This window comes from Achromobacter sp. CF-sbj1-Ac2-l, assembly GCF_052698165.1.
The window spans coordinates 2,723,749-2,743,673 of record NZ_CP199855.1; the positions used below are offsets into that span (position 1 = coordinate 2,723,749).

Annotated in this window: 21 protein-coding genes; 15 read left to right on the plus strand and 6 right to left on the minus strand. The window is 68.4% G+C overall.

The window, feature by feature from the left end; genetic code table 11:
• Position 1 precedes the first annotated feature (1 nt).
• From ACUDCK_RS12515 to ACUDCK_RS12530, 4 genes are all read left to right on the plus strand, one after another.
• Positions 2 to 1,000 (plus strand): ABC transporter substrate-binding protein, encoded by a 999-nt coding sequence (locus ACUDCK_RS12515; RefSeq protein WP_116793052.1) that lies wholly within the window; start codon positions 2 to 4, stop codon positions 998 to 1,000.
• Positions 997 to 1,770: an ABC transporter permease gene (locus ACUDCK_RS12520; protein WP_049073452.1), complete on the plus strand. Its 774-nt coding sequence runs from the start codon at positions 997 to 999 to the stop codon at positions 1,768 to 1,770. The genes ACUDCK_RS12515 and ACUDCK_RS12520 overlap by 4 nt, the downstream gene beginning before the upstream one ends.
• A gap of 5 nt (positions 1,771 to 1,775) precedes the next feature.
• Positions 1,776 to 2,594, plus strand: a complete 819-nt coding sequence (locus tag ACUDCK_RS12525) for a transporter substrate-binding domain-containing protein (protein WP_175167379.1) — start codon at positions 1,776 to 1,778, stop codon at positions 2,592 to 2,594.
• 72 nt (positions 2,595 to 2,666) lie between these two features.
• Positions 2,667 to 3,254: an IMPACT family protein gene (locus ACUDCK_RS12530; RefSeq protein ID WP_175167378.1), complete on the plus strand. Its 588-nt coding sequence runs from the start codon at positions 2,667 to 2,669 to the stop codon at positions 3,252 to 3,254.
• A 33-nt stretch (positions 3,255 to 3,287) separates the two neighbouring features.
• Here the strand turns inward: ACUDCK_RS12530 and ACUDCK_RS12535 are convergent, their stop codons facing one another.
• Together ACUDCK_RS12535 and ACUDCK_RS12540 are read right to left on the minus strand one after the other, a co-directional pair.
• Positions 3,288 to 3,662, minus strand: a complete 375-nt coding sequence (locus tag ACUDCK_RS12535) for a thioredoxin family protein (protein WP_006388150.1) — start codon at positions 3,660 to 3,662, stop codon at positions 3,288 to 3,290.
• Between the two features lie 196 nt (positions 3,663 to 3,858).
• The gene (locus ACUDCK_RS12540) at positions 3,859 to 4,881 is read right to left on the minus strand and encodes an LLM class flavin-dependent oxidoreductase (protein ID WP_445659313.1); all 1,023 of its coding nucleotides are present in this window, start codon (positions 4,879 to 4,881) and stop codon (positions 3,859 to 3,861) included.
• 314 nt (positions 4,882 to 5,195) lie between these two features.
• Here ACUDCK_RS12540 and ACUDCK_RS12545 point away from each other — a divergent pair, with 314 nt between their 5' ends.
• Positions 5,196 to 5,552: a VOC family protein gene (locus ACUDCK_RS12545; RefSeq protein ID WP_049073457.1), complete on the plus strand. Its 357-nt coding sequence runs from the start codon at positions 5,196 to 5,198 to the stop codon at positions 5,550 to 5,552.
• A gap of 84 nt (positions 5,553 to 5,636) precedes the next feature.
• Here the strand turns inward: ACUDCK_RS12545 and ACUDCK_RS12550 are convergent, their stop codons facing one another.
• Positions 5,637 to 6,929 (minus strand): NCS2 family permease, encoded by a 1,293-nt coding sequence (locus tag ACUDCK_RS12550; protein WP_049073458.1) that lies wholly within the window; start codon positions 6,927 to 6,929, stop codon positions 5,637 to 5,639.
• Positions 6,930 to 7,037: 108 nt separating this feature from the next.
• On the opposite strand from ACUDCK_RS12550, the gene tsaD reads away from it, so the two are divergent.
• Positions 7,038 to 8,069 carry a tRNA (adenosine(37)-N6)-threonylcarbamoyltransferase complex transferase subunit TsaD gene (gene tsaD, locus ACUDCK_RS12555; RefSeq protein ID WP_175167376.1) on the plus strand — a complete coding sequence of 344 codons (1,032 nt, stop codon included), beginning with the start codon at positions 7,038 to 7,040 and terminating at the stop codon, positions 8,067 to 8,069.
• 75 nt (positions 8,070 to 8,144) lie between these two features.
• Here the strand turns inward: tsaD and plsY are convergent, their stop codons facing one another.
• The gene (gene plsY, locus ACUDCK_RS12560; RefSeq protein WP_054502680.1) at positions 8,145 to 8,786 is read right to left on the minus strand and encodes a glycerol-3-phosphate 1-O-acyltransferase PlsY; all 642 of its coding nucleotides are present in this window, start codon (positions 8,784 to 8,786) and stop codon (positions 8,145 to 8,147) included.
• Between the two features lie 190 nt (positions 8,787 to 8,976).
• Here plsY and surE point away from each other — a divergent pair, with 190 nt between their 5' ends.
• The 7 genes from surE to rlmD all read left to right on the plus strand — a co-directional run bounded on the left by surE (position 8,977) and on the right by rlmD (position 15,738).
• Positions 8,977 to 9,735 carry a 5'/3'-nucleotidase SurE gene (gene surE / locus ACUDCK_RS12565; RefSeq protein ID WP_054502679.1) on the plus strand — a complete coding sequence of 253 codons (759 nt, stop codon included), beginning with the start codon at positions 8,977 to 8,979 and terminating at the stop codon, positions 9,733 to 9,735.
• A complete protein-coding gene (locus tag ACUDCK_RS12570; protein WP_054502678.1) occupies positions 9,720 to 10,544 on the plus strand; it encodes a protein-L-isoaspartate(D-aspartate) O-methyltransferase in 825 nt (274 codons plus the stop codon). The genes surE and ACUDCK_RS12570 overlap by 16 nt, the downstream gene beginning before the upstream one ends.
• 17 nt (positions 10,545 to 10,561) lie before the next feature.
• On the plus strand, positions 10,562 to 11,416 hold the full coding sequence (locus ACUDCK_RS12575; protein ID WP_054502677.1) for a peptidoglycan DD-metalloendopeptidase family protein: 855 nt from the start codon (positions 10,562 to 10,564) through the stop codon (positions 11,414 to 11,416).
• A complete protein-coding gene (locus ACUDCK_RS12580; RefSeq protein WP_445659314.1) occupies positions 11,413 to 12,192 on the plus strand; it encodes a 3'-5' exonuclease in 780 nt (259 codons plus the stop codon). Before ACUDCK_RS12575 ends, ACUDCK_RS12580 begins: the two co-directional genes overlap by 4 nt.
• Before the next feature lie 169 nt (positions 12,193 to 12,361).
• Positions 12,362 to 12,967: a hypothetical protein gene (locus tag ACUDCK_RS12585; protein ID WP_175167374.1), complete on the plus strand. Its 606-nt coding sequence runs from the start codon at positions 12,362 to 12,364 to the stop codon at positions 12,965 to 12,967.
• Positions 12,968 to 13,314: 347 nt separating this feature from the next.
• On the plus strand, positions 13,315 to 14,067 hold the full coding sequence (locus tag ACUDCK_RS12590; protein ID WP_054502674.1) for a TorF family putative porin: 753 nt from the start codon (positions 13,315 to 13,317) through the stop codon (positions 14,065 to 14,067).
• Between the two features lie 165 nt (positions 14,068 to 14,232).
• On the plus strand, positions 14,233 to 15,738 hold the full coding sequence (gene rlmD, locus ACUDCK_RS12595) for a 23S rRNA (uracil(1939)-C(5))-methyltransferase RlmD (RefSeq protein ID WP_175167373.1): 1,506 nt from the start codon (positions 14,233 to 14,235) through the stop codon (positions 15,736 to 15,738).
• A gap of 62 nt (positions 15,739 to 15,800) precedes the next feature.
• Here rlmD and cueR read toward each other — a convergent pair whose 3' ends face one another.
• Both cueR and ACUDCK_RS12605 read right to left on the minus strand, forming a co-directional pair.
• Complete coding sequence (gene cueR, locus ACUDCK_RS12600) at positions 15,801 to 16,193, minus strand: Cu(I)-responsive transcriptional regulator (RefSeq protein ID WP_020927477.1); 393 nt, start codon at positions 16,191 to 16,193, stop codon at positions 15,801 to 15,803.
• A 26-nt stretch (positions 16,194 to 16,219) separates the two neighbouring features.
• Positions 16,220 to 18,496, minus strand: coding sequence for a heavy metal translocating P-type ATPase (locus ACUDCK_RS12605; protein ID WP_175167372.1), 2,277 nt, complete (start codon positions 18,494 to 18,496; stop codon positions 16,220 to 16,222).
• Positions 18,497 to 18,661: 165 nt separating this feature from the next.
• On the opposite strand from ACUDCK_RS12605, the gene ACUDCK_RS12610 reads away from it, so the two are divergent.
• On the plus strand, positions 18,662 to 18,862 hold the full coding sequence (locus tag ACUDCK_RS12610) for a heavy-metal-associated domain-containing protein (RefSeq protein ID WP_064528716.1): 201 nt from the start codon (positions 18,662 to 18,664) through the stop codon (positions 18,860 to 18,862).
• A gap of 170 nt (positions 18,863 to 19,032) precedes the next feature.
• Positions 19,033 to 19,761 (plus strand): glutathione peroxidase, encoded by a 729-nt coding sequence (locus tag ACUDCK_RS12615; protein ID WP_175167371.1) that lies wholly within the window; start codon positions 19,033 to 19,035, stop codon positions 19,759 to 19,761.
• Positions 19,762 to 19,925: the final 164 nt, after the last annotated feature.

A 19,925-nucleotide genomic window follows, 5' to 3' on the forward strand; every position in this document is an offset into this window, starting at 1 on the left:
CATGAAATTCAAGCAATGGCTGTCCCTGCCGCTGGCCGCGGCGCTCCTGGCCGCGGCGCCCGCCATGGCCGCCGAGAAATTCCGCGTCGGCTACCTGCGCGTGATGGACGACGCGCAGGCCATCGTGGCGCAGGAGGGCGGCTACTACCAGAAGGCCGGCCTGGATTCCGAGCTGATCGAGTTCAAGTCGGGCACCGACCTGATCAAGGCCATCGTCGGCGGCCAGTTGGACATCGGCGTGCTGGGCTTCACCAACGCCGTGGCCTGGGCCTCCAAGGGCGCGGACCTGAAAGTGGTGGGCGGCGCGCAGCAGGGCTACCACTCGCTGATCGTGCGCGACGATTCGGGCATCAAGGACATTGCCGGCCTGAAGGGCAAGACGCTGGCCTCGCAGGCCGAAGGCAGCACCGCCGACGTGGTGCTCAAGGGCGTGGTGCTCAAGCAGGGCAACCTGGGCGCGGACGACGTCAACGTGATGGGCGTGAGCCCGGCGGTGGCGGTGCAGTCGCTGGTGGGCAAGCGCGTCGACGCGGCCTTTCTGTTCGAACCCTACGACCGCATCGCGCAACTGGTGGCGCCGGTCAAGCAGATCTACGAAGTGGGCCAGGCCTGGCCGTTCCCGTGCATGGTGGTGATCACCTCGGGCGAGACGCTGGCCAAGCGCAAGGACGACGTCTGGAAGGCGCTGGACGCGCAGAACCAGGCCATCGCGCTGCTGCAGAAGGAGCCGGCGCAGGCCTCCAAGCTGATCGCCTCGTACTTCATCGCCGAGCCCACGCTCAAGACCCTGAACCGTGGCGAGTTGCCGCGCGAGACGGTGATCGCCGAGGCCATCAGCACGCAGGTGTTCACGCCCAAGCTGACCGAGAAGGACACCAAGCGCATGCAGGAGATCGCCGACATCCTGCAGGCCCAGGGCTCGCTCAAGACGCGCGACGGCAAGCCGTATGACGTCTCCAGCATCGTCGACCTGTCCTGGCAAGAGGCTCGCAAGCTTTGAGCGCATCGACCCGTGTGACCGGCGCCCGCAAGCATCTGGCGGGCGTGCTGGGCGTCCTGTTCATCCTGGCGCTGTGGCAGGCGGCGGCGTTCGCCTTGCCCGATTTCCTGATGCCGGGCGTGCCGGCGGTGCTCGAACGCCTGTTCGAAGACCTCGGCAAGCAATCGTTCCACCAGAGCCTGATGGGCACGCTGGGCCGGCTGGGCGCGGGCTACGGCCTGGCGCTGGCGGCGGGCATCGGTTTCGGCCTGGTGGCGGCGGTGCTGTTCTTCTTTCGCGAAGTGCTGCGCAGCGCCATCGTCATCCTGCAGTCGATCCCGTCGATCGCCTGGGTGCCGCTGTTCCTGATCGTGATGGGTTTCGGCAGCACGCCGATCATCGTGGTGGTGGCGCTGTCGGCGTTCTTCCCGGCGGCCCTGAGCGTGATGAACGCCACCGAGTCGGTACAGCGCGTGCACGTGTCGGCCGCCCGCGTCATGGGCGCCACGCCCTGGGGCCTGGTCAAGCGCGTTTACCTGCCGGCCGTCATGCCCGAGCTGATCACCGGCGCCCAACTGGCGTTCGGCAACGCGTGGCGCGCGCTGATATCGGCCGAGATGCTGATCGGCTTCGGCAAAGGCCTGGGCCGCTCGCTGGCCTATTCGGGCGAGATCGCCGACATGACCGGCGTCATGACCAACATTCTGGTCATCGCGGTGCTGGCCGCGCTGATCGACCAGTTCGTGCTCGAGAACCTCAAGCACCGGCTGCTGCGCTACCAGTACGTGTGAGACCCATGATGCGGCGCGGTCTGCGTTTCGTGGCCTGCCTGTTGGCCTTGCTGTCCGCCACCAGCGGCGCGGCGCCGCCCGACGGCCTGGCGGCCGCGCGCCAGCGTGGCGAACTGGTGGTGGGCGTGCCGTACCTGGCGCCCGCGCCGGCGGCCGGCGCCAAGATCCGCACGCCCGAAGGCCTGGATGTCGCCATGGCCGAGAAGCTGGCCCAGGACCTGGGCTTGCCGTTCAGCCTGCGGCAGGTGGCGGCGGCCGACGCGGCCCGGCTGCTGGCCGCGGGGGAAGTCGACGTGGTGCTGGCCGATCGCGTGTCGCCGGCCCAGGCGCTGCCCGGCGATCTGGCGGCGGTGGCCACCGGTTACGCCGCGCGTCCCAAGGCCGTGATCCGCAGCGATACCCGCATGCGCCAGGGCAGCGATGCCCGCGGCCGCAGCGTCTGCATGGCCGAAGCCGCCGTCGGCGCGCAGGCGCTGGCCCGCAGTTGGGGCGCGGTGGTGCGCACCTACCGCGTGCCGTCGGACGCACTGGTGGCGGTGCGCGAGGGCAGTTGCGACATCGGCCTGATCGATGACGCGGCGTGGGAGCCGCTGATGCGTTTCCCCGAATGGAAGAAGTTCTCGGCCACGCTCGGCGCCGAGGGGGCCAGCCAGGAGCGCGTGTGGCTGCTGCCGGCGGCCGACACGGCCACGCAGGCCTGGCTCGATGCGCGGATGCGCGAATGGGCGCGGGCCGGCGCCTGGAAGGCCCTGCCCGCCAAGTGGGCGCGCGACGTGGCCTTCGACGTCTACCTGGACCAGGAAGTCGCCGACTGCCACGGCTGAGGCCCGCGCGCCGGATCCGTCCGCCCTGGCCGTGCCAGCGCGGCGTGGGTCGCGCCCTTACAATGCCGGGCTATGACCACCACCTTGACCGCCGTCTGCTCGCACGAGGAAGACATCAAGAAAAGCCGCTTCGTCGCGCACGCCGCGCCCGTCGCCACCGTCGACGAGGCCATGGCGTTCTTCGCGGCGCACAGCGAGCCCGAAGCCACCCACAACTGCTGGGCCTACCGCATCGGCCAGGAATACCGCTTCAATGACGACGGCGAGCCCGGCGGCACGGCAGGGCGTCCGATCCTGCAGGCGATCGAGGGGCAGGGCATGGACCGCGTGGCGGTTTTGGTCGTGCGTTGGTTCGGGGGCGTCAAGCTGGGCGCGGGCGGACTCGTGCGGGCCTATGGCGGCTGTGCCGCCAACTGCCTGCGCAACGGCCCGCGCACCGAGATCGTGGACCTGGCCACGGTGGCGTGCGCCTGCGGCTTCGCCGAGCTGCCGCTGCTGAAGTCGCGGCTGGCGCAGGCCGGCGCGGTGATCGTGCAGGAGGATTTCAGCGCGGACGGGGTGGCGTTGCGCTTCACGGTGCCGCGCGGCGCCGTGGCCGACCTGGATATGACGGCGGCCAACATCACGCGCGGCCGCTCGGCGTGGGAACAATTGGCGTGACATGCGACAAGGGCCCCGAAGGGCCCTTGTGCATCACGCGTCCTGGCTGTCCTGGGCCGCGGCGATTTCCTGGTGGACCTTTTCCATGTCGACTTCCTTGATCTTGGCGAGCAGCTCATTGAGCTGGCCGCCGGACAAGGCGCCGGGCTGGGAGAACAGCAGGACTTTCTCGCGGAACACCATCAGCGTGGGAATCGAGCGGATGCCCAGCGCGCCGGCCAGTTCCTGTTCCACGTCGGTGTTGACCTTGGCGAAGGTGACGTCGGGATGCTCGGTGGCGGCCTGCTCGAAAACCGGCGCGAAGCCACGGCACGGGCCGCACCAGGGGGCCCAGAAGTCCACGATCAAGGTGCCGTCCGGCGTGATGGCTTCCTGGAAGCTGTCTTTGGTGAGTTCAACAATACTCATTTTGGATCCTTGCCGCTGGCGCGGCGCAAAGTGTCGGTATCAGCGGCCCGGGGACGCCTGCCCAGACCGGATGCGGCGACGCGGTTGCCGGTCCTGCCGGTCCATAGTAGAGCGGGGACCGGTCGCGTCGCAATGGTTGGCGCTGTGGCGAGCGCGGTCTGCGGAGCTTGTGGGGCCGGCGGCGGGGCCGCCGGCCTCACGCCGCGGTTGTTGTGGGTACGCCGTCGCGCTGCTTGAGCGCGGCAACGATCTCGAAGGAACGCAGGCGGTCGGCAATATCGTAAAAATCCGACACGATCATGACTTCGTCGGCTTCCGTCTCGGCCACCAGGGCCTCCAGGCGGCGCTTGACGGTCTCGGGGCCGCCAACGATCGCGGCGCCCAGTCTTTGATTGACCGCCTCGCGCTCCCATTCGTTCCACAGCCCGTCCATGCTATCGACCGGGGGCTGCAGTTGCAGGCGGTTGCCGCGCACCAGCGACAGGAACTTGAGCTGCTGCGTGGTGGACAGGCGCTGCGCCTCTTCATCGGTGGGGGCGGCCACGACCGGCACGCCGATCATGGCGTAGGGTCGGGACAGGGTCTCGGACGGCTTGAACAGGTGACGGTACAGGCGCATGGCCGCCATGCCTTCCGGCGAGAAGTGGCCGGCGAAGGAGAACGGCAGGCCCAGTTCGGCCGCCAGCCGCGCGCTGAAATCGCTCGAACCCAGCAGCCAGATGGGGATGTCCAGGCCTTCGCCGGGAATCGCGCGCACCGGCTGGCCGGGACGCGAGGGCGCGAGAAAGCCGCGCAGCTCCTCGACCAGCGCCGGGAATTCGAGGCCGCTGCGCGGGCCGCGGCGCAGCGCGTGCTGGGTGGCGCCATCGCTGCCGGGCGCGCGGCCCAGGCCCAGGTCGATGCGGCCGGGGTAAAGCGTTTCGAGAGTGCCGGACTGCTCGGCGATGATCAGCGGCGCATGGTTCGGCAGCATCACGCCGCCCGAGCCGACGCGCAGGGTCGAGGTGTGCCCGGCGATGTGGCCGATCAGCACCGCCGTGGCGCTGCTGGCCACGCCGTTGATGTTGTGGTGCTCGGCCAGCCAGAAGCGCTTGTAGCCCAGGCGCTCGACATGCTGCGCCACCGCCACGCTGTTGCGGAAGGCGTCGGCGGCGTCGCGGCCTTGCACGATCGGCGCCAGGTCCAGCACCGAGAAGGGGATGCGGGCGAGGGTGCTCATACGCGGGGCTCGCGGTGGCGGCGGGGACAGGAATGCGGGTGGGGGTGGGACAAGGTCGGCTCCATGGTCTTATATACATGGGGAGTGTATCGGCGAATTCAACCGCTCCCGCCAGCAACCATGCGGGCCGGCGGGTTGATAGCCGGGCTCAATGACGACGATTCGCCGCACGGCCCGGCACCCTGGCGGTGGTACCGGTATGGTGGTCATTTCGACTCCGCAAGCATTGTTCCCATGGCCCCAGTCCCGCCCCAAGACATGGCCCCGCGAATCGGGGATGATGCGGTTTTCTTCAATATCCTCGGGAGACACGCATGGGCGCCACCGGCAACAACCACCAGATCGACAACATCGAATTCAACGTCGCGGACATCGCGCGCAGCAAGCGCTTCTACGGCGAGGCCTTCGGCTGGTCGTTCACCGACTACGGGCCAACCTACACGGAATTCACCGATGGCCGGCTGAAGGGCGGCCTCACCACCGGCGAGCCGGTGCGCCCGGGCGGGCCGCTGGTGATCCTGTACGCCGACGACCTGGGCGACGCGCAGCGCCGCGTAACGGCGGCGGGCGGCCGCATCAGCCGCGAGGCCTTCGATTTCCCCGGCGGCCGCCGCTTCCACTTCACCGACCTGGACGGTTATGAGCTGGCGGTCTGGACAGCCACGGCCTGATGGCTGGCACGAGCGCCGGCAATGAAAAAACCGCCGCCTTCCGGACCGGAAGCGCGGCGGTTTTGCATGCATGCCTTGCCGGCGTTATTCCGGGAAGAACGCGTAGCGGATCACGAACAGGATCGCCACCAGCCAGGTGGCCGGATGCACGTCGCGCACGCGGCCCGTGGCGGTCTTGAGCACCACGTAGCTGATGAAGCCGAAGGCGATGCCGTTGGCGATGGAGTAGGTGAAGGGCATGACCAGCGCCGTCAGCGCGGCCGGGGTGGCTTCGCAGACGTCGTTCCAGTCGATGTCGATCAGTTCGCGCATCATCAGGCCGGCCACGTAGAGCAGGGCGGGCGCGGTGGCGTAGGCGGGCACGGCGCCGGCCAGGGGCGAGATGAACAGCGCGGCCAGGAACAGCAGGGCCACCACCAGCGCGGTCAGGCCGGTGCGGCCGCCGGCCTGCACGCCCGAGGCGCTTTCGACATAAGCGGTGGTGCTGCTGGTGCCCAGCATCGAGCCGGCGACGATGGCGGTGCTGTCGGCGAACAGCGCGCGGCCCAGGCGGTTGGGACGGCCCTCCGGCATCAGGCCGGCGCGCTTGGCCACGCCCACCAGCGTGCCGGTGGCGTCGAACACCTCGACCAGCACGAACACCAGGATGACGTGCACGAAGCCGGTGTGCAGCGCGCCCAGGATGTCCATCTTGAACAGCGTCGGCGCCAGGCTCGGCGGCGCGGCGAACACGCCCTTGAATTCGTTGTAGCCCAGCGCCATCGACAGCACCGTGACCACCAGGATGCCGATCAGGATGGCGCCGCGCACGCGCAGCGCGTCCAGCGAGGCGATGATGAAAAAGCCCAGGATGGCGAACAGCGGCCCCGGCGTGGTCAGGTCGCCCAGCGTCACCTTGGTCGCGGGATGCGCCACCACGATGCCGGCGCTCGACAGCGCGATAATGGCCAGGAACAAGCCGATACCGGCGGCGATGGCGCTGCGCAGCGAATGCGGGATGCCCTTGACCAGCCAGACCCGGATGCCCGAGATGGTCAGGATCAGGAAGATCACGCCCGAGATGAACACGGCGCCCAGCGCCTGCTCCCAGGTGTAGCCCATGGTCTTGACCACGGTGAAGGCGAAGAAGGCGTTCAGCCCCATGCCCGGCGCCATGCCGATCGGCCAGTTGGCGATCAGCGCCATCACCAGCGAGCCCAGCGCGGCCGCCAGGCAGGTGGCGACGAACACGGCGCTGCGGTCCATGCCGGTGGACGACAGGATGTCCGGGTTCACGAAGATGATGTACGACATCGTCAGAAATGTCGTCAGGCCGGCCACGATCTCGGTTCTCGCGGTCGTGCCGTGTTCACGCAGGTTGAATAGCTTCTCCAGCATTCTTGTCCCCAGGGTGCTTGCAGGCTTGGTTGGTGAGAAGGGGGCTTGGCCGCCCCCGGTCATTTTGTAAACGGGCGTATTTTCGCATCAGTTGTAAACTCTGCCGCCATGATTATTCTCGGCTTTGAAAGCTCCTGCGACGAAACGGGCGTCGCAGCCGTCTGTACGGAACGCGGCCTGCTCGCGCACGCCCTGCACACCCAGATCGCCATGCACCAGGAATACGGGGGCGTGGTGCCCGAACTCGCCTCGCGCGACCATATCCGGCGCGTGGTGCCGCTGACCCGCCAGGTGCTGCAGGAGGCGGGCCTGGAAATGTCGGACATCGGCGCGGTGGCCTACACCGCCGGCCCCGGCCTTGCCGGCGCGCTGCTGGTGGGCGCCAGCGTGGCGCAGTCGTTCGCCTGGTCGCGCCATCTGCCCGCCATCGCCATTCATCACCTGGAAGGCCACCTGCTGTCGCCGATGCTGGCCGATCCCCGGCCCGACTTTCCGTTCGTGGCGCTGCTGGTGTCCGGCGGCCACACGCAATTGATGCGGGTGGACGGGGTGGGGCGCTACGAATTGCTGGGCGAAACCCTGGACGACGCCGCCGGCGAAGCCTTCGACAAGTCCGCCAAGCTGATGGGGCTGGGCTACCCGGGCGGCCCCGCGCTGGCGCGGCTGGCGGAGCAGGGCGATGCCGCGCGTTTCGACCTGCCGCGTCCCATGCTGCACAGCGGCGACCTGGATTTCAGCTTCAGCGGCCTGAAGACCGCCGTACTGACCCGGGTCAAGGCCGCCGAGCAGGACGGCGGGCTGGACGAACAGACCCGTGCCGACCTGGCCGCGGCGACCCAGGCCGCGATCGTCGAGGTGCTGGCCGCCAAGTCGATCCGCGCGCTCAAGCAGACCGGCCTGCGCCGGCTGGTGGTGGCCGGCGGGGTGGGGGCCAACCAGTTGCTGCGCGCCAGGCTGGCCGCCGCGCTCAAGCCCTTGAAGGCCCAGGCTTATTTTCCGCCGCTGTCGTTGTGCACCGACAACGGCGCCATGATCGCCTTCGCCGCGGCCGAGCGGGTCAAGGCGGGGCTGGTGACGCTGGACCCGGACGCGCACGGCTTCACCGTGCGGCCGCGCTGGGACCTGGCCGATATCGCCTGACCGGGACGGGCAATGAAAAAGGGGGCCGAGGCCCCCTTTTTCATTCCGCGCGCGGCGCCCGCGCCGGCCCGCGGATCACTTCTTCTTGCCGCCGCCGATGCGGCTTTCGGTGCCTTGCACCAGGCGCGCGATGTTGGCGCGGTGGCGGTAGAACAGCAGCACGCCAATGATGGCCAGGGCGATGCCCATGGCCGGCTGGGCGTACCACGCCAGGCCGGAGCCGAACACGTAATAGACCGGGGCGAAGAACGCCGCCACCAGCGAGGCCAGCGACGAGTAGCGGAAGAACACCGCGATGATCAGCCAGGTGGCCGCGGTGGCGACCGCCAGCCACGGCTGGATGGCCACCAGCACGCCGAGCGCGGTGGCCACGCCCTTGCCGCCCTTGAAGCCCAGGAAGATCGGATACAGATGGCCGAGGAAGGCCGCCACGGCCACCGCAGCCAGGGGGCCGGGGGCGATGCCAGGGGCCAGCCTGGCCGCCAGCCAGACGGCGAACCAGCCCTTGGCGGCGTCGCCCAGCAGCGTCAGCGCGGCGGCGGTCTTGTTGCCGGTGCGCAGCACGTTGGTGGCGCCGGGGTTCTTGGAGCCGTAGCTGCGGGGGTCCTGCAGTCCCATGAGTTTGCTGACCACCACGGCGAACGGCACGGAGCCGATCAGGTAGGCCAGCAGGATGAGGGCCGCGGTAAACGCCAGGGACGGTTCGGTAATCGCCATGTTGTAAGGAAGTCCGTTGTTATCTTGCAATTGTCTCGATGGCTGCGGATTCTACCCCGGTCGCCGGCCGACCCGCCTACGGGTTAGCGAGCGGACGATCGGAGACGGCTGGCGCCGGACATGCCGGCGCCTTCCGCGGACGGTACAATCCAGCCGGTCCACCCGCGTTTTATTTTCTTTCGGATGCACAATGCGAATTCTGGTTTCGAACGATGATGGTTATTCGGCCCCTGGCCTCGAAGCGCTGGTCAAGGCGCTGGAAGGCCTGGGCGATCTGACCGTCGTCGCGCCCGAGACCAACCACAGCGGCGCGTCCAATTCCCTGACGCTGAACCGCCCGTTGTCGGTGCGCACCGCCTCCAACGGCTTCATCGCCGTCAATGGCACGCCGTCCGATTGCGTCCACGTCGCCCTGACCGGGCTGATGGACGCGCGTCCCGACCTGGTGGTGTCCGGCATCAACAACGGCGCCAACATGGGCGACGACACGCTCTATTCGGGCACCGTGGCCGCCGCCAGCGAGGGCTACCTGTTCGGCATCCCGGCCATCGCCTTCTCGCTGGCCGAAAAGGGGTGGGAACACATCGACTCCGCCGCCCGCGCCGCGCGCCTGGTGGTCGAGCGCCACCTGGCGCAGCCACTGGCCGCGCCGGTGCTGCTGAACGTCAACATTCCCAGCCGCCGCTTCGACGACATGCATGGCTTCCAGGTCACCCGCCTGGGCAAGCGCCATCCGTCGCAGCCGGTGGTGCGCACAACCACCCCCTACGGCGACACGGTCTACTGGATCGGGCCGGTGGGGCAGGCCGCCGACGCCACGCCAGGCACCGACTTCCACGCGGTGGCGCAGGGCAGGGTGTCGGTTACGCCGCTGCGGCTGGACCTGACCCAGCACGGGCAGCTCGACGAAATCCGGACCTGGGCAGAGCCGCTATGCGCCGACGCATAAGCCAGCCGGACGTCTCCCAGGCCGTGCCCGGTCGGCCCAGTCCCGTCCGCTACGACTCCGGACGGCTCAGCCCCGGCGTTACACCGGCCAACAGCAACACCCGCGTTTCGGCCGCCACGCTGCAAAGCCAGGCCAAGGCGCCGACGCCGACGGCCGGCGGCAATCTGGGGCTCAATTCCGATCGCCTGCGCCAGGCCATGGTGCAGCGCCTGCGCGGGCAGGGCGTCAGCGATGAGCGCGTGCTCAACGCCATGGCCGTGGTGCCGCGCCACTTGTTCGTCGACGAGGCGCTGGCCAGTCGGGCCTACGAGGATGCGGCGCTGCCCATCGGCCATTCTCAGACCATCTCGCAGCCCTGGGTGGTGGCGCGCATGATCGCGGCCGTCTGCGAAGACCGCGCGCCGACCCGCGTGCTCGAAGTCGGCGCGGGTTGCGGCTACCAGGCCGCGGTGCTGGCGCAGTTCGTGCGCGAGGTCCATTCCATCGAGCGCATTCGCGGTCTCTATGAGCTGGCGCGCGAGCATCTGCGCGCCTTGCGGCTGACCACGCGAATCCGCTTGATCTACGGCGACGGCATGCTGGGCCTGCCCGGCGTGGCGCCGTTCGATGCTATCGTTGTGGCTGCCGCCGGCCTGACCATCCCGCAAGCGCTGCTCCAGCAACTGGCGCCGGGTGGACGCCTGATCGCCCCCGAAGGGGGCTCGAACCAGCGCCTGGTGCTGATCGAACGCACGGGCGCGGCCAGCTGGAAACGAACCGAATTAGAGGCCGTGCGCTTTGTGCCGCTGCGTGCCGGAATACAATCTTGAGCAAACAGGAGAAACGTATGCTCAACGGGCAGTTGCAACTGACCGATATGACCCTCGGCGTGTCCATGACGCGCCTGCGCCGCCCGCTTTTCGTGGCTGGCGTCCTCAGCCTGGCCATCCTGGCCGGCTGCGCATCCAAAGGCACGCGCGCCCCGGTCGTCGACCTGGCCGGCGGCCAGCCGTCCGCCGCCGCCCAGCCGGGCGGCAGTTATGTCGTAAAGCCGGGCGACACGCTCTACAAGATCGCGCGCGCCAACAATGTCGACGTCGAGAACATCAAGCGCTGGAACAACCTCACCGATCCCAACCAGATTTCGGTCGGGCAGGTGCTGAAGATGTCCGGTTCGTCGGGCGGCGGCGCGCAACCGGCGCCGATTGCCAGCAGCAAGCCGCAACCGCGTCCGCTGGACCAGCCCAACGACACCTCGGCCACCGCCACGGCGTCGCTGCCTCCGCCCACCCCGACTCCGGCCGAGACCAAGCCCGCCACGCGCGCGGCCGATGCCGGCGTGATCAACTGGGCCTGGCCGGCGAGCGGGCAGATCATGCAGGGCTTCAACAACAACAGCAAGGGCATCGATATCGCCGGCGCGCTGGGCGACCCGGTCACCGCCGCCGCGGATGGCAAGGTCATGTACAGCGGCAACGGCGTGCGCGGCCTGGGCAACCTGATCATCGTGAACCACCAGAACGGCTTCATCACGGCGTATGCGCACAACCGCACGCTGCTCGTGAAGACCGGCCAGGACGTCAAGCGCGGCGCCAAGATCGCCGAGATCGGCCAGAGCGACACCACCTCGCCGCGCCTGCACTTCGAGATCCGCCGCCAGGGCACGCCCGTGGATCCGATGCAGTACCTGCCCGCCAAATGACGCCCACCCTGGTATTCGACCTCGAGACCATTCCCGACGCGGAAGGCCTGCGCAAGCTCAACGGCTGGAGCGCCGACGTGCCCGATGCCGAAGTGGTCGAGCGCGCGCTCACCGCGCGCCGCGAGGCCGTGGGCCACGACTTCCTGCCGCTGCACCTGCACAAGGTGGCGGTGGTGGGCTGCGTGTTCCGCGACGACCAGGGCTTTCGCGTCAAGACGCTGGGCCAGCCCGACGATCCCGAAGCCGCTCTGCTGGCCGGCTTTTTCAAGACCATCGAGCGCTACACGCCCAAGCTGGTTAGCTGGAACGGCTCGGGCTTCGACCTGCCGGTGCTGCACTACCGCAGCCTGATCCAGGGCGTGCCCGCGCCGCGCTACTGGGACATGGGCGAGGAAGACCGCGAATTCAAGTTCAACAACTACATCTCGCGTTATCACTCGCGCCACACCGACCTGATGGACCTGCTGGCCAAGTACAACGGCCGCGCCAACGCGCCGCTGGACGAACTGGCCAAGCTGTGCGGCTTTCCGGGCAAGCTCGGCATGGATGGCAGCAAGGTCTGGGAGGCCTGGAGCCAGGGCCGTGCCGACGAGGTCCGCGCCTATTGCGAAACGGACGTGGTCAACACCTGGCTGGTGTATTGCCGCTTCCGCTTCCTGCGCGGCGAACTCGACCGCACGGCCTACGAGGCCGAGATCGCGCTGGTGCGCGACACGCTGACGGCCAGCGATGCGCCGCACTGGAAGGAGTACATGGCGGCCTGGGACGCCAGTTGAGCGGCGCGCGCGGTTGGCGCGGCATGCTCGACAGACGGGGCCCGCCGGGCCCCGTTTTCACGCCTGGCGCAGGCGCAATCGACTGAAACATAGCTTGCGGGGACGAAACCTGGATGAAACCGGGCGGATCGCACAATGGCCTCGCTTTCTTCACTTTCAGGAGACCTACATGTCCCGATTCGCACTCCGCTCCAACCTGGCTGCCCTGGCCATGGTCGCCGCCACCGGCGGCTTGCTGGCCGGTCCCGTCATGGCGGCGGCGCCCGCCGACGGTGGTCCCGCCGCGATGCATCAAGGCCCCCGTGATGGCGGCTTCCACAAGGGCATGCGCGACGGCCTGTGGATCCCGGGCCTGGGCCCCGTGTCCAAGGCGCAGCTCGATCAGCTCAAGCTGGACGACAAGCAGCAGGCCCTGGTCAAGACCGCGCAGGACGGCCAGCGCAGCCTGCATGAAGCCATGCGCGCTTCCGGTGACCAGCGCCACGATCTGCTCAAGGCGCAACTGGACAGCGGCAAGCTCGATCCGCGCGCATTGCTGGAGCAATCCGACAAGTCGCGCGACCAGTTCGGCACGCAGGCCAAGCAGGTCCGCGATCAATGGCTGGCCGTGTGGGACAGCCTGAACGACGCCCAGCGCACCCAGGTGACCCAGATGCTCAAGGACCGCCAGGCCAAGATGCAGGAGCGCCACGCGCGCATGGAAGGGCGCCACGGCAAGGGCCCGGGCAACGCGCCGGGCGCCGTGCCGCCGCCGCCCGCTCCGGCCGCCAACTGAGGCGCTCCGGGCGGCCCCCGATTCGCCGCCTGGCGGCCCGCCCATCGCGGGCGGCGCCGCGCGACCCCGACCCGCTTTTGTGCGGGCCGGGGTTTTTTTCGTGCCCGGCGCCATCACGGGGCGCCAGCCCCATTTTGATGCGCCGCCGCCTGCATGCGCGGCGTGATGCACCGTCCTGGTGCGACCAGCATGCCCGTTCAGCGCGGCGCCAGCCCGTTGAGATGCAATTGAAACCTGGCACGGACCTTGCTTGATGGGGAAGGAGCCGGCATCCGCCGTTGCAGGACCGGCCCGATGGATGCGCCTTCGGCCTTCCTCCTCGTCAAATCCGATCAGGACATCGCACCATGAAGAAGACGTTGCTAGCCTTGCCCGTTGTGCTCGCCGCTTGTTTCATCGCAACGGCCCAGGCCGAACCCACCGACCTGGGCGGCGGTTTCTCGCTCAGCGGCAATGCCACCATCGCGAGCGACTATCGCTTCCGCGGCTACTCGCAGACCGATTTCCGGCCCGCGGCCCAACTCGGCATCGATCTGACCCACAGCTCCGGTTTCTACCTGGGCAACTGGAACTCCAACGTATCCAGTTTCGTCTTCACCGACGGCAACCTGGAAATGGACTTCTACGGCGGCTGGAAGGGCGACGTCGGCGGCGGCTTCACGCTCGATGCCGGCGTGCTGCACTACTACTATCCCGGCTCCAGCTCGCCCAAGGGCGGCAATTACAACAACACCGACCTGTACCTGGCCGCGACCTACGCCAACTACACCCTCAAGTATTCCTACACGCCCAGCGACTTCTTCAGCACGCCCGACAGCAAGGGCACCTGGTACCTGGACGGCACCGCCAACTTCGACCTGGGCGACGGCTGGGGACTGGTGGGCCATCTGGGTTACCAGAAGCTCAAGAACCAGGTCAACATGGACGGCGACTCCATCGGCCATTACGTCGACTACAAGCTCGGCGTGACCAAGGACCTGAAGGGCTGGGTGCTGGGCCTGGCCGCCGTCGGCGCCACCAAGGACAACTGGCTGCCGACCAAGTACGGCCATCCGTCGGGCCGCCTGGGCGCCGTGTTCTCGGTGTCGCGTTCGTTCTGATTCCCATCCGTGGCGGCGCCCTGACCGGCGCCGGCTTTTGGGGGGCTTGATGGAGACTGCCCGGCGGGCCGTCTCCGGCAAGTCCCCCTTTTTTTCGGGCGCGGGCGGGGCGCTGCCGAATCCTCTTACAATGCCGGGTTGCGTGAATTTTCTGGACTGCGTGAGATGTCTGACGTTTTGAGTATCGAATCCCTGGACCTGGAAGCCCGGGGCATCGCCCGTCGCGATGGCAAGGTCGTGTTCGTGGAAGGCGCCTTGCCCGGCGAGCGGGTCACGGCGACCACCGTGCGCCGCAAACCGTCCTATGAAATCGCGCGGGTCGACCAGGTGATGCGCCCCTCGTCGCAGCGCGTGGCGCCCCGTTGCCCGCATTTCGGCGTCTGTGGCGGCTGTGCCATGCAGCATCTCGAACCGTCCACGCAGGTGGCGATCAAGCAGCGTTCGCTCGAAGACACCTTCTGGCATGTCGGCAAGCTGCGGCCGGCCCGCATCCTGGCGCCGCTGCATGGCCCGACCTGGGGCTATCGCTACCGCGCCCGCCTGTCGGTGCGCGTGGTGCCCAAGAAGGGCGGGGTGCTGGTGGGCTTTCACGAGCGCAAGAGCAGCTACGTGGCCGACATGCGCGAATGCCATGTGCTGCCGCGCCACGTCAGCGACCTGCTGATGCCGCTGCGCGCCATGATCGCGTCGATGTCCGCGCCCGACCGCCTGCCGCAGGTGGAAGTGTCGCTGGGCGACGGCGTGACCGCGCTGGTGCTGCGCCACCTGCTGCCGCTGACCGACAACGACATCGCCGTGCTGCGCGCCTTCGCCGACAAGCACAACGTGCAATGGTGGCTGCAGCCCAAGGGCCCGGACACGGTGCATCCGCTGGTGCCCGAGCATCGCGACGCGCTGACCTACACCATGCCCGAATTCGGCCTGCGCATGCCGTACCGGCCGACCGACTTCACCCAGGTCAATCACGCCATCAACCGTTCCATGGTGTCGCGCGCGCTCACGCTGCTGGAAGTGCAGCCGACGGACCGCGTCGCCGACCTGTTCTGTGGCCTGGGCAACTTCACGCTGCCGCTGGCCACCCAGGGCCGCGAGGCCGTGGGCGTGGAGGGCAGCAAGGCGCTGACCGACCGCGCCCATGAGGCCGCCGCGCGCCACGGGCTGGGCGAGCGCACCCGTTTCGCCACCCTCAACCTGTTCGAGGTGGACGTCGAATGGCTGCGCGGCCTGGGCTTCTTCGACCGCATGCTGATCGATCCGCCGCGCGAAGGCGCGCAGGCCGTGGCGCAGGCGCTGTCGCAACTGAAGGCCGAGGAGCGCCCGCGTCGCATCGTCTACGTGTCCTGTAATCCCGCCACGCTGGCGCGCGACGCCGCCATCATGGTGCACGAGGGCGGCTACCTGCTCAAGAGCGCCGGCGTCATCAACATGTTCCCGCACACCGGGCACGTGGAGTCGATCGCGGTGTTCGAATCGCTGGATGCCGAGGGCGTGCGCGAAGTGCAGGAGCGCTCCCGCCAGCGCGCCTTGCAGCAGGCGGCCGATGCGGCCGCCGCGGAAGCGGAAAAGGCCGCCGCGGCCGCCGAGAAGGCCGCGTCCAAGCAGGCGGCCACCGAGGCCTACCACGCCCGCGTCGCGGCCGAGGGCGAGACGCCGGCGCAAAGCCAGGCGTGACCCGCCCCGGCGTCGGCCGGGCCGCATGCAAGAAGGGCAAGCCGGTTGGCTTGCCCTTTTTCTTACTGGGAGCGCCCCAGGTTTTCCAGGATGGGGCAGTCGGGTCGATCATCCCCGTGGCAGTTGTGCGCCAGGTGCTTGAGCGTGGCGGCCATGTCGCGCAGCGCGCAGGCCTTGCGTTCCAGTTCGGCCACGTGTTCGAGCGCGATGCGCTTGACGTCGGCGCTGGCGCGGCTGCGGTCGCGCCACAACGCCAGCAGCTCGTTCATCTGTTCCACCGAGAAACCCAGGTCGCGCGCGCGCCGCACGAAGCGCAGCGTGTGCAGGTCGTGCTCGCTGTAGACCCGGTAGCCCGAGTCCTTGCGCAGCGCCGGGCCGATCAGGCCGATGCTCTCGTAGTAGCGGATCATCTTGGCCGAGATGCCGGATTCCTGCGCGGCTTGTCCGATGTTCATATGCGGTCTCCTGGAAGAACGGCGCGTCAGTGCGCGGCGCGCGGGGGGCGGAATGTCTTCAGGCGCAGCGCGTTGCCCAGCACGAAGACGCTGGACAGCGCCATGGCGCCGGCCGCGAAGATCGGCGACAGCGACAGGCCGTAGGCCGGGTACAGCGCGCCGGCCGCCAGCGGGATCAGCGCGGCGTTATAGGCGAAGGCCCAGAACAGGTTCTGGCGGATGTTGGCCAGCGTGGCGCGGCTCAGTGCGATGGCGTTGGGCACGCCGTGCAGATCGTCGGCCATCAGCACCACGGACGCGGCCTCGATGGCGACGTCGGTGCCGGTGCCGATGGCGATGCCGGTGTCGGCCGCGGCCAGCGCCGGCGCGTCGTTGATGCCGTCGCCGACGAAGGCCAGCTTGCGGCCGCCGGCGCGCAGCGCGGCGATGGCCTCGACCTTGCCGTCGGGCAGCACCTCGGCGCGTACTTCGTCGATGCCCAATTGGCGCGCCACGGCCTGCGCCGTATGGCGGTTGTCGCCGGTGATCATGGCGGTCTTCAGGCCCTGTGCGTGCAGCGCGGCGATGGCGTCCACGGCCGACGGCTTGACCGGGTCGGTCACGGCCATCATGGCGGCCGCCTGGCCGTCGATGGCGACGTAGATCGGCGTCTTGCCCTCGTCGCCCCATTGTTCGGCGCGCTGGCCGAAGGCGCTGACGTCGATGCCGCGCTCGGCCATCAGGCGGTCGGCGCCGGCCAGCACGCGCTTGCCGGCCACGCTGGCTTCGACCCCGGCGCCGGTGATGGCGGCGAAGCCTTCCGCCGGCAACAGGTCGATCTGGCGTTCGGCGGCGGCCGCCACGATGGCCAGCGCGATCGGATGTTCGGAGCGCGCCTGCACCGAGGCGACCCATTGCAGCACGTCGCGGTCGGCGAAGCCGGCGGCCGGCGCAAGTTCGGTCAGGGTGGGCTTGCCCAGCGTCAGGGTGCCGGTCTTGTCGAAGGCCACCACCTGCACGTCGCGCAGCGTCTGCAGGGCGTCGCCCTGGCGGAACAGCACGCCCATTTCGGCGGCGCGGCCGGTGCCGACCATGATCGAGGTCGGCGTGGCCAGGCCCATGGCGCAGGGGCAGGCGATGATCAGCACCGCCACTGCGTTGACCAGCGCATGCGACAGCGCCGGCGTGGGGCCGAGGAAGAACCAGGCCAGGAAGGTCAGCAGCGCCATGCCCATGACGGCCGGCACGAACCAGGCGGTGACCTGGTCCACCAGCGCCTGGATCGGCAGGCGCGCGCCCTGGGCGGCCTCGACCATGCGGATGATGCGGGCCAGCATGGTGTCGGCGCCGGTGTGGGTGACGCGCAGCGTGAAGCTGCCGGATGTATTGAGCGTGCCGCCGGTCGCCTGCATGCCCGGCTGCTTTTCCACGGGCACTGGTTCGCCGGTCAGCATTGATTCATCGACGTACGAGCTGCCCTCGATGATCTCGCCGTCCAGCGGGATCTTTTCGCCAGGGCGCACCACCACGATGTCGCCCTTGCGCACCTGCTCGATGGCGATGTCTCGCGGCTGGCCGTCGCGCATGACGCGCGCGGTGCGCGGCTGCAGCCCGATCAGGCGCTTGATGGCGGCGCCGGTCTTGCCCTTGGCGCGCGCTTCCAGCGTGCGGCCCAGCAGGATCAGCGTGACGATGACGGCGGCGGCTTCGTAATAGACGTTGCGGGCGCTCTCCGGCAGCCAGGCGGGGGCGAAGGTGGCGACGACCGAATACCCCCAGGCCGCGCCGGCGCCCAGCGCGACCAGCGAGTTCATCTCGGGCGCGCGGCGCCACAAGGCCGCCAGCCCCTTGCTGAAGAAGTGGCGGCCGGGCCAGGCCAGCACCGCCGTGGTCAACACGAACTGAAGCAGCCAGCTATTTTGCTGGCCGATGTTCGCCAGCACCCAGTGGTGCATGGCGGGGATCAGGTGCGAGCCCATTTCCAGCGCGAACACCGGCAGCGTCAGCGCCAGGGCGGCGATGAAGGCGCGCTGCAGGCGCCGTGCCTCGGCGTCGCGCGCTTCGGACTGGCGTTCGGCGTGGTCGTCCTGGGCGGCGATCGGACGGGCCTCGTAGCCCATCTTGACCACGGCCGCGACCAGGGCATCGGGCTGGGCCGCGGCCGGATCATAGGCCACCAGGGCGCGTTCGGTGGCCAGGTTGACCTGGGCCTGGGCGACGCCCGGCACGCGGGTCAGGGCCTTTTCCACGCGCTTCACGCAGGACGCGCAGGTCATGCCTTCGATGGCAAGTTCAAGCTCGACGGAAGGGTTGGCAACGCTCATGGCTGTCTCGGTTGAGGTAGGAAGACCCCAGTTTCATCCTTCCCATGATGGGAAGGTCAAGGACTATTCTACGCTTGACCTTCCTATAATGGGAAGGTCTAAGCTGGGGTTGAGCTGGCACCGGAGGCGGTGCGGCAATCCCCCCTGATCCCCCCGGAGAACACCATGAGCATCGAATTCCAAGTCCCCGACATGACCTGCGGCCACTGCGTCAAGACCATCACCGGCGCGGTGACGGCGGCGGCGCCGGGCGCCAGCGTGGCGGTGGACCTGCCCGCGCATCGCGTCACCGTCACGGGCACCGACCAGGCCGATAAGGTCGAGGCCGCGATCCGCGATGCCGGCTACGAGCCGCAGCGCGTGTGATGGCCCGCCGCCGCCAGGCGTATGATAGAAAAAGCCTGGCGGTGGTCATTAGGTTATTGATTTAAGCTATCAATCAATTAAATTAATTAAATTTGAATAATTGATAGCTGACGTTTATCATTCTTTCCATGGTGGTTGAACAAGACCCCGCTACCCCAAGGAGAGATTGCATGCTGCAAAACCGTGAAGGCCAACGTGTTCCCAACGTAACGTTCCCCGTCCGCGAGGGCAACACCTGGAAAAAGGTCACGACCGACGACCTGTTCAAGAACAAGACGGTCGTGGTCTTTTCGCTTCCCGGCGCTTTCACGCCGACCTGCTCGTCGACCCACCTGCCGCGCTACAACGAACTGGCTCCGGCCTTCGCCGCCGCCGGCGTCGACAGCATCGTCTGCGTGTCGGTCAACGACACCTTCGTCATGAACGAATGGGCCAAGGACCAGGAGTCGTCCAACATCACGCTGCTGCCCGACGGCAACGGTGAATTCACCGCCGGCATGGGCATGCTGGTCGACAAGAGCGACCTGGGCTTCGGCAAGCGCAGCTGGCGCTACTCCATGCTCGTCAAGGACGGCGTGGTGCAGAAGATGTTCATCGAGCCCGAGAAGGAAGGCGACCCGTTTGAAGTGTCGGACGCCGACACCATGCTGGCTCACTTCGCCCCGACGGCCAAGAAGCCCGACCAGGTGGTGGTGTTCTCCAAGCCCGGCTGCCCGTTCTGCGTGGAAGCCAAGGCGCTGCTCGAAGACAAGGGCTATGCCCCGATCGAGATCCCGCTGGAGAACAAGGTGCGCGGCCGCGTGATCGGCGCCGTGTCCGGCAAGGGCACCGCTCCGCAGGTGTTCATCAACGGTTCGCTGATCGGCGGCCTGGACGACCTGAAGGCGCACTTCGCCTGATGCTGGCGGGAAGGGGACGCGCTCCCTTTCCCTTGCCGCGGCCGCTCCCGCGAGGAGCGGTCCGGCGCGCCGGTTTCCCTTTTTCCGCATCTTCGCGCGGCCCCGGCGGGCGCCGCGGGACGGCGTTCGTCCCTGAGGGTGCGCAACAAGGCGGAATCCGCCTT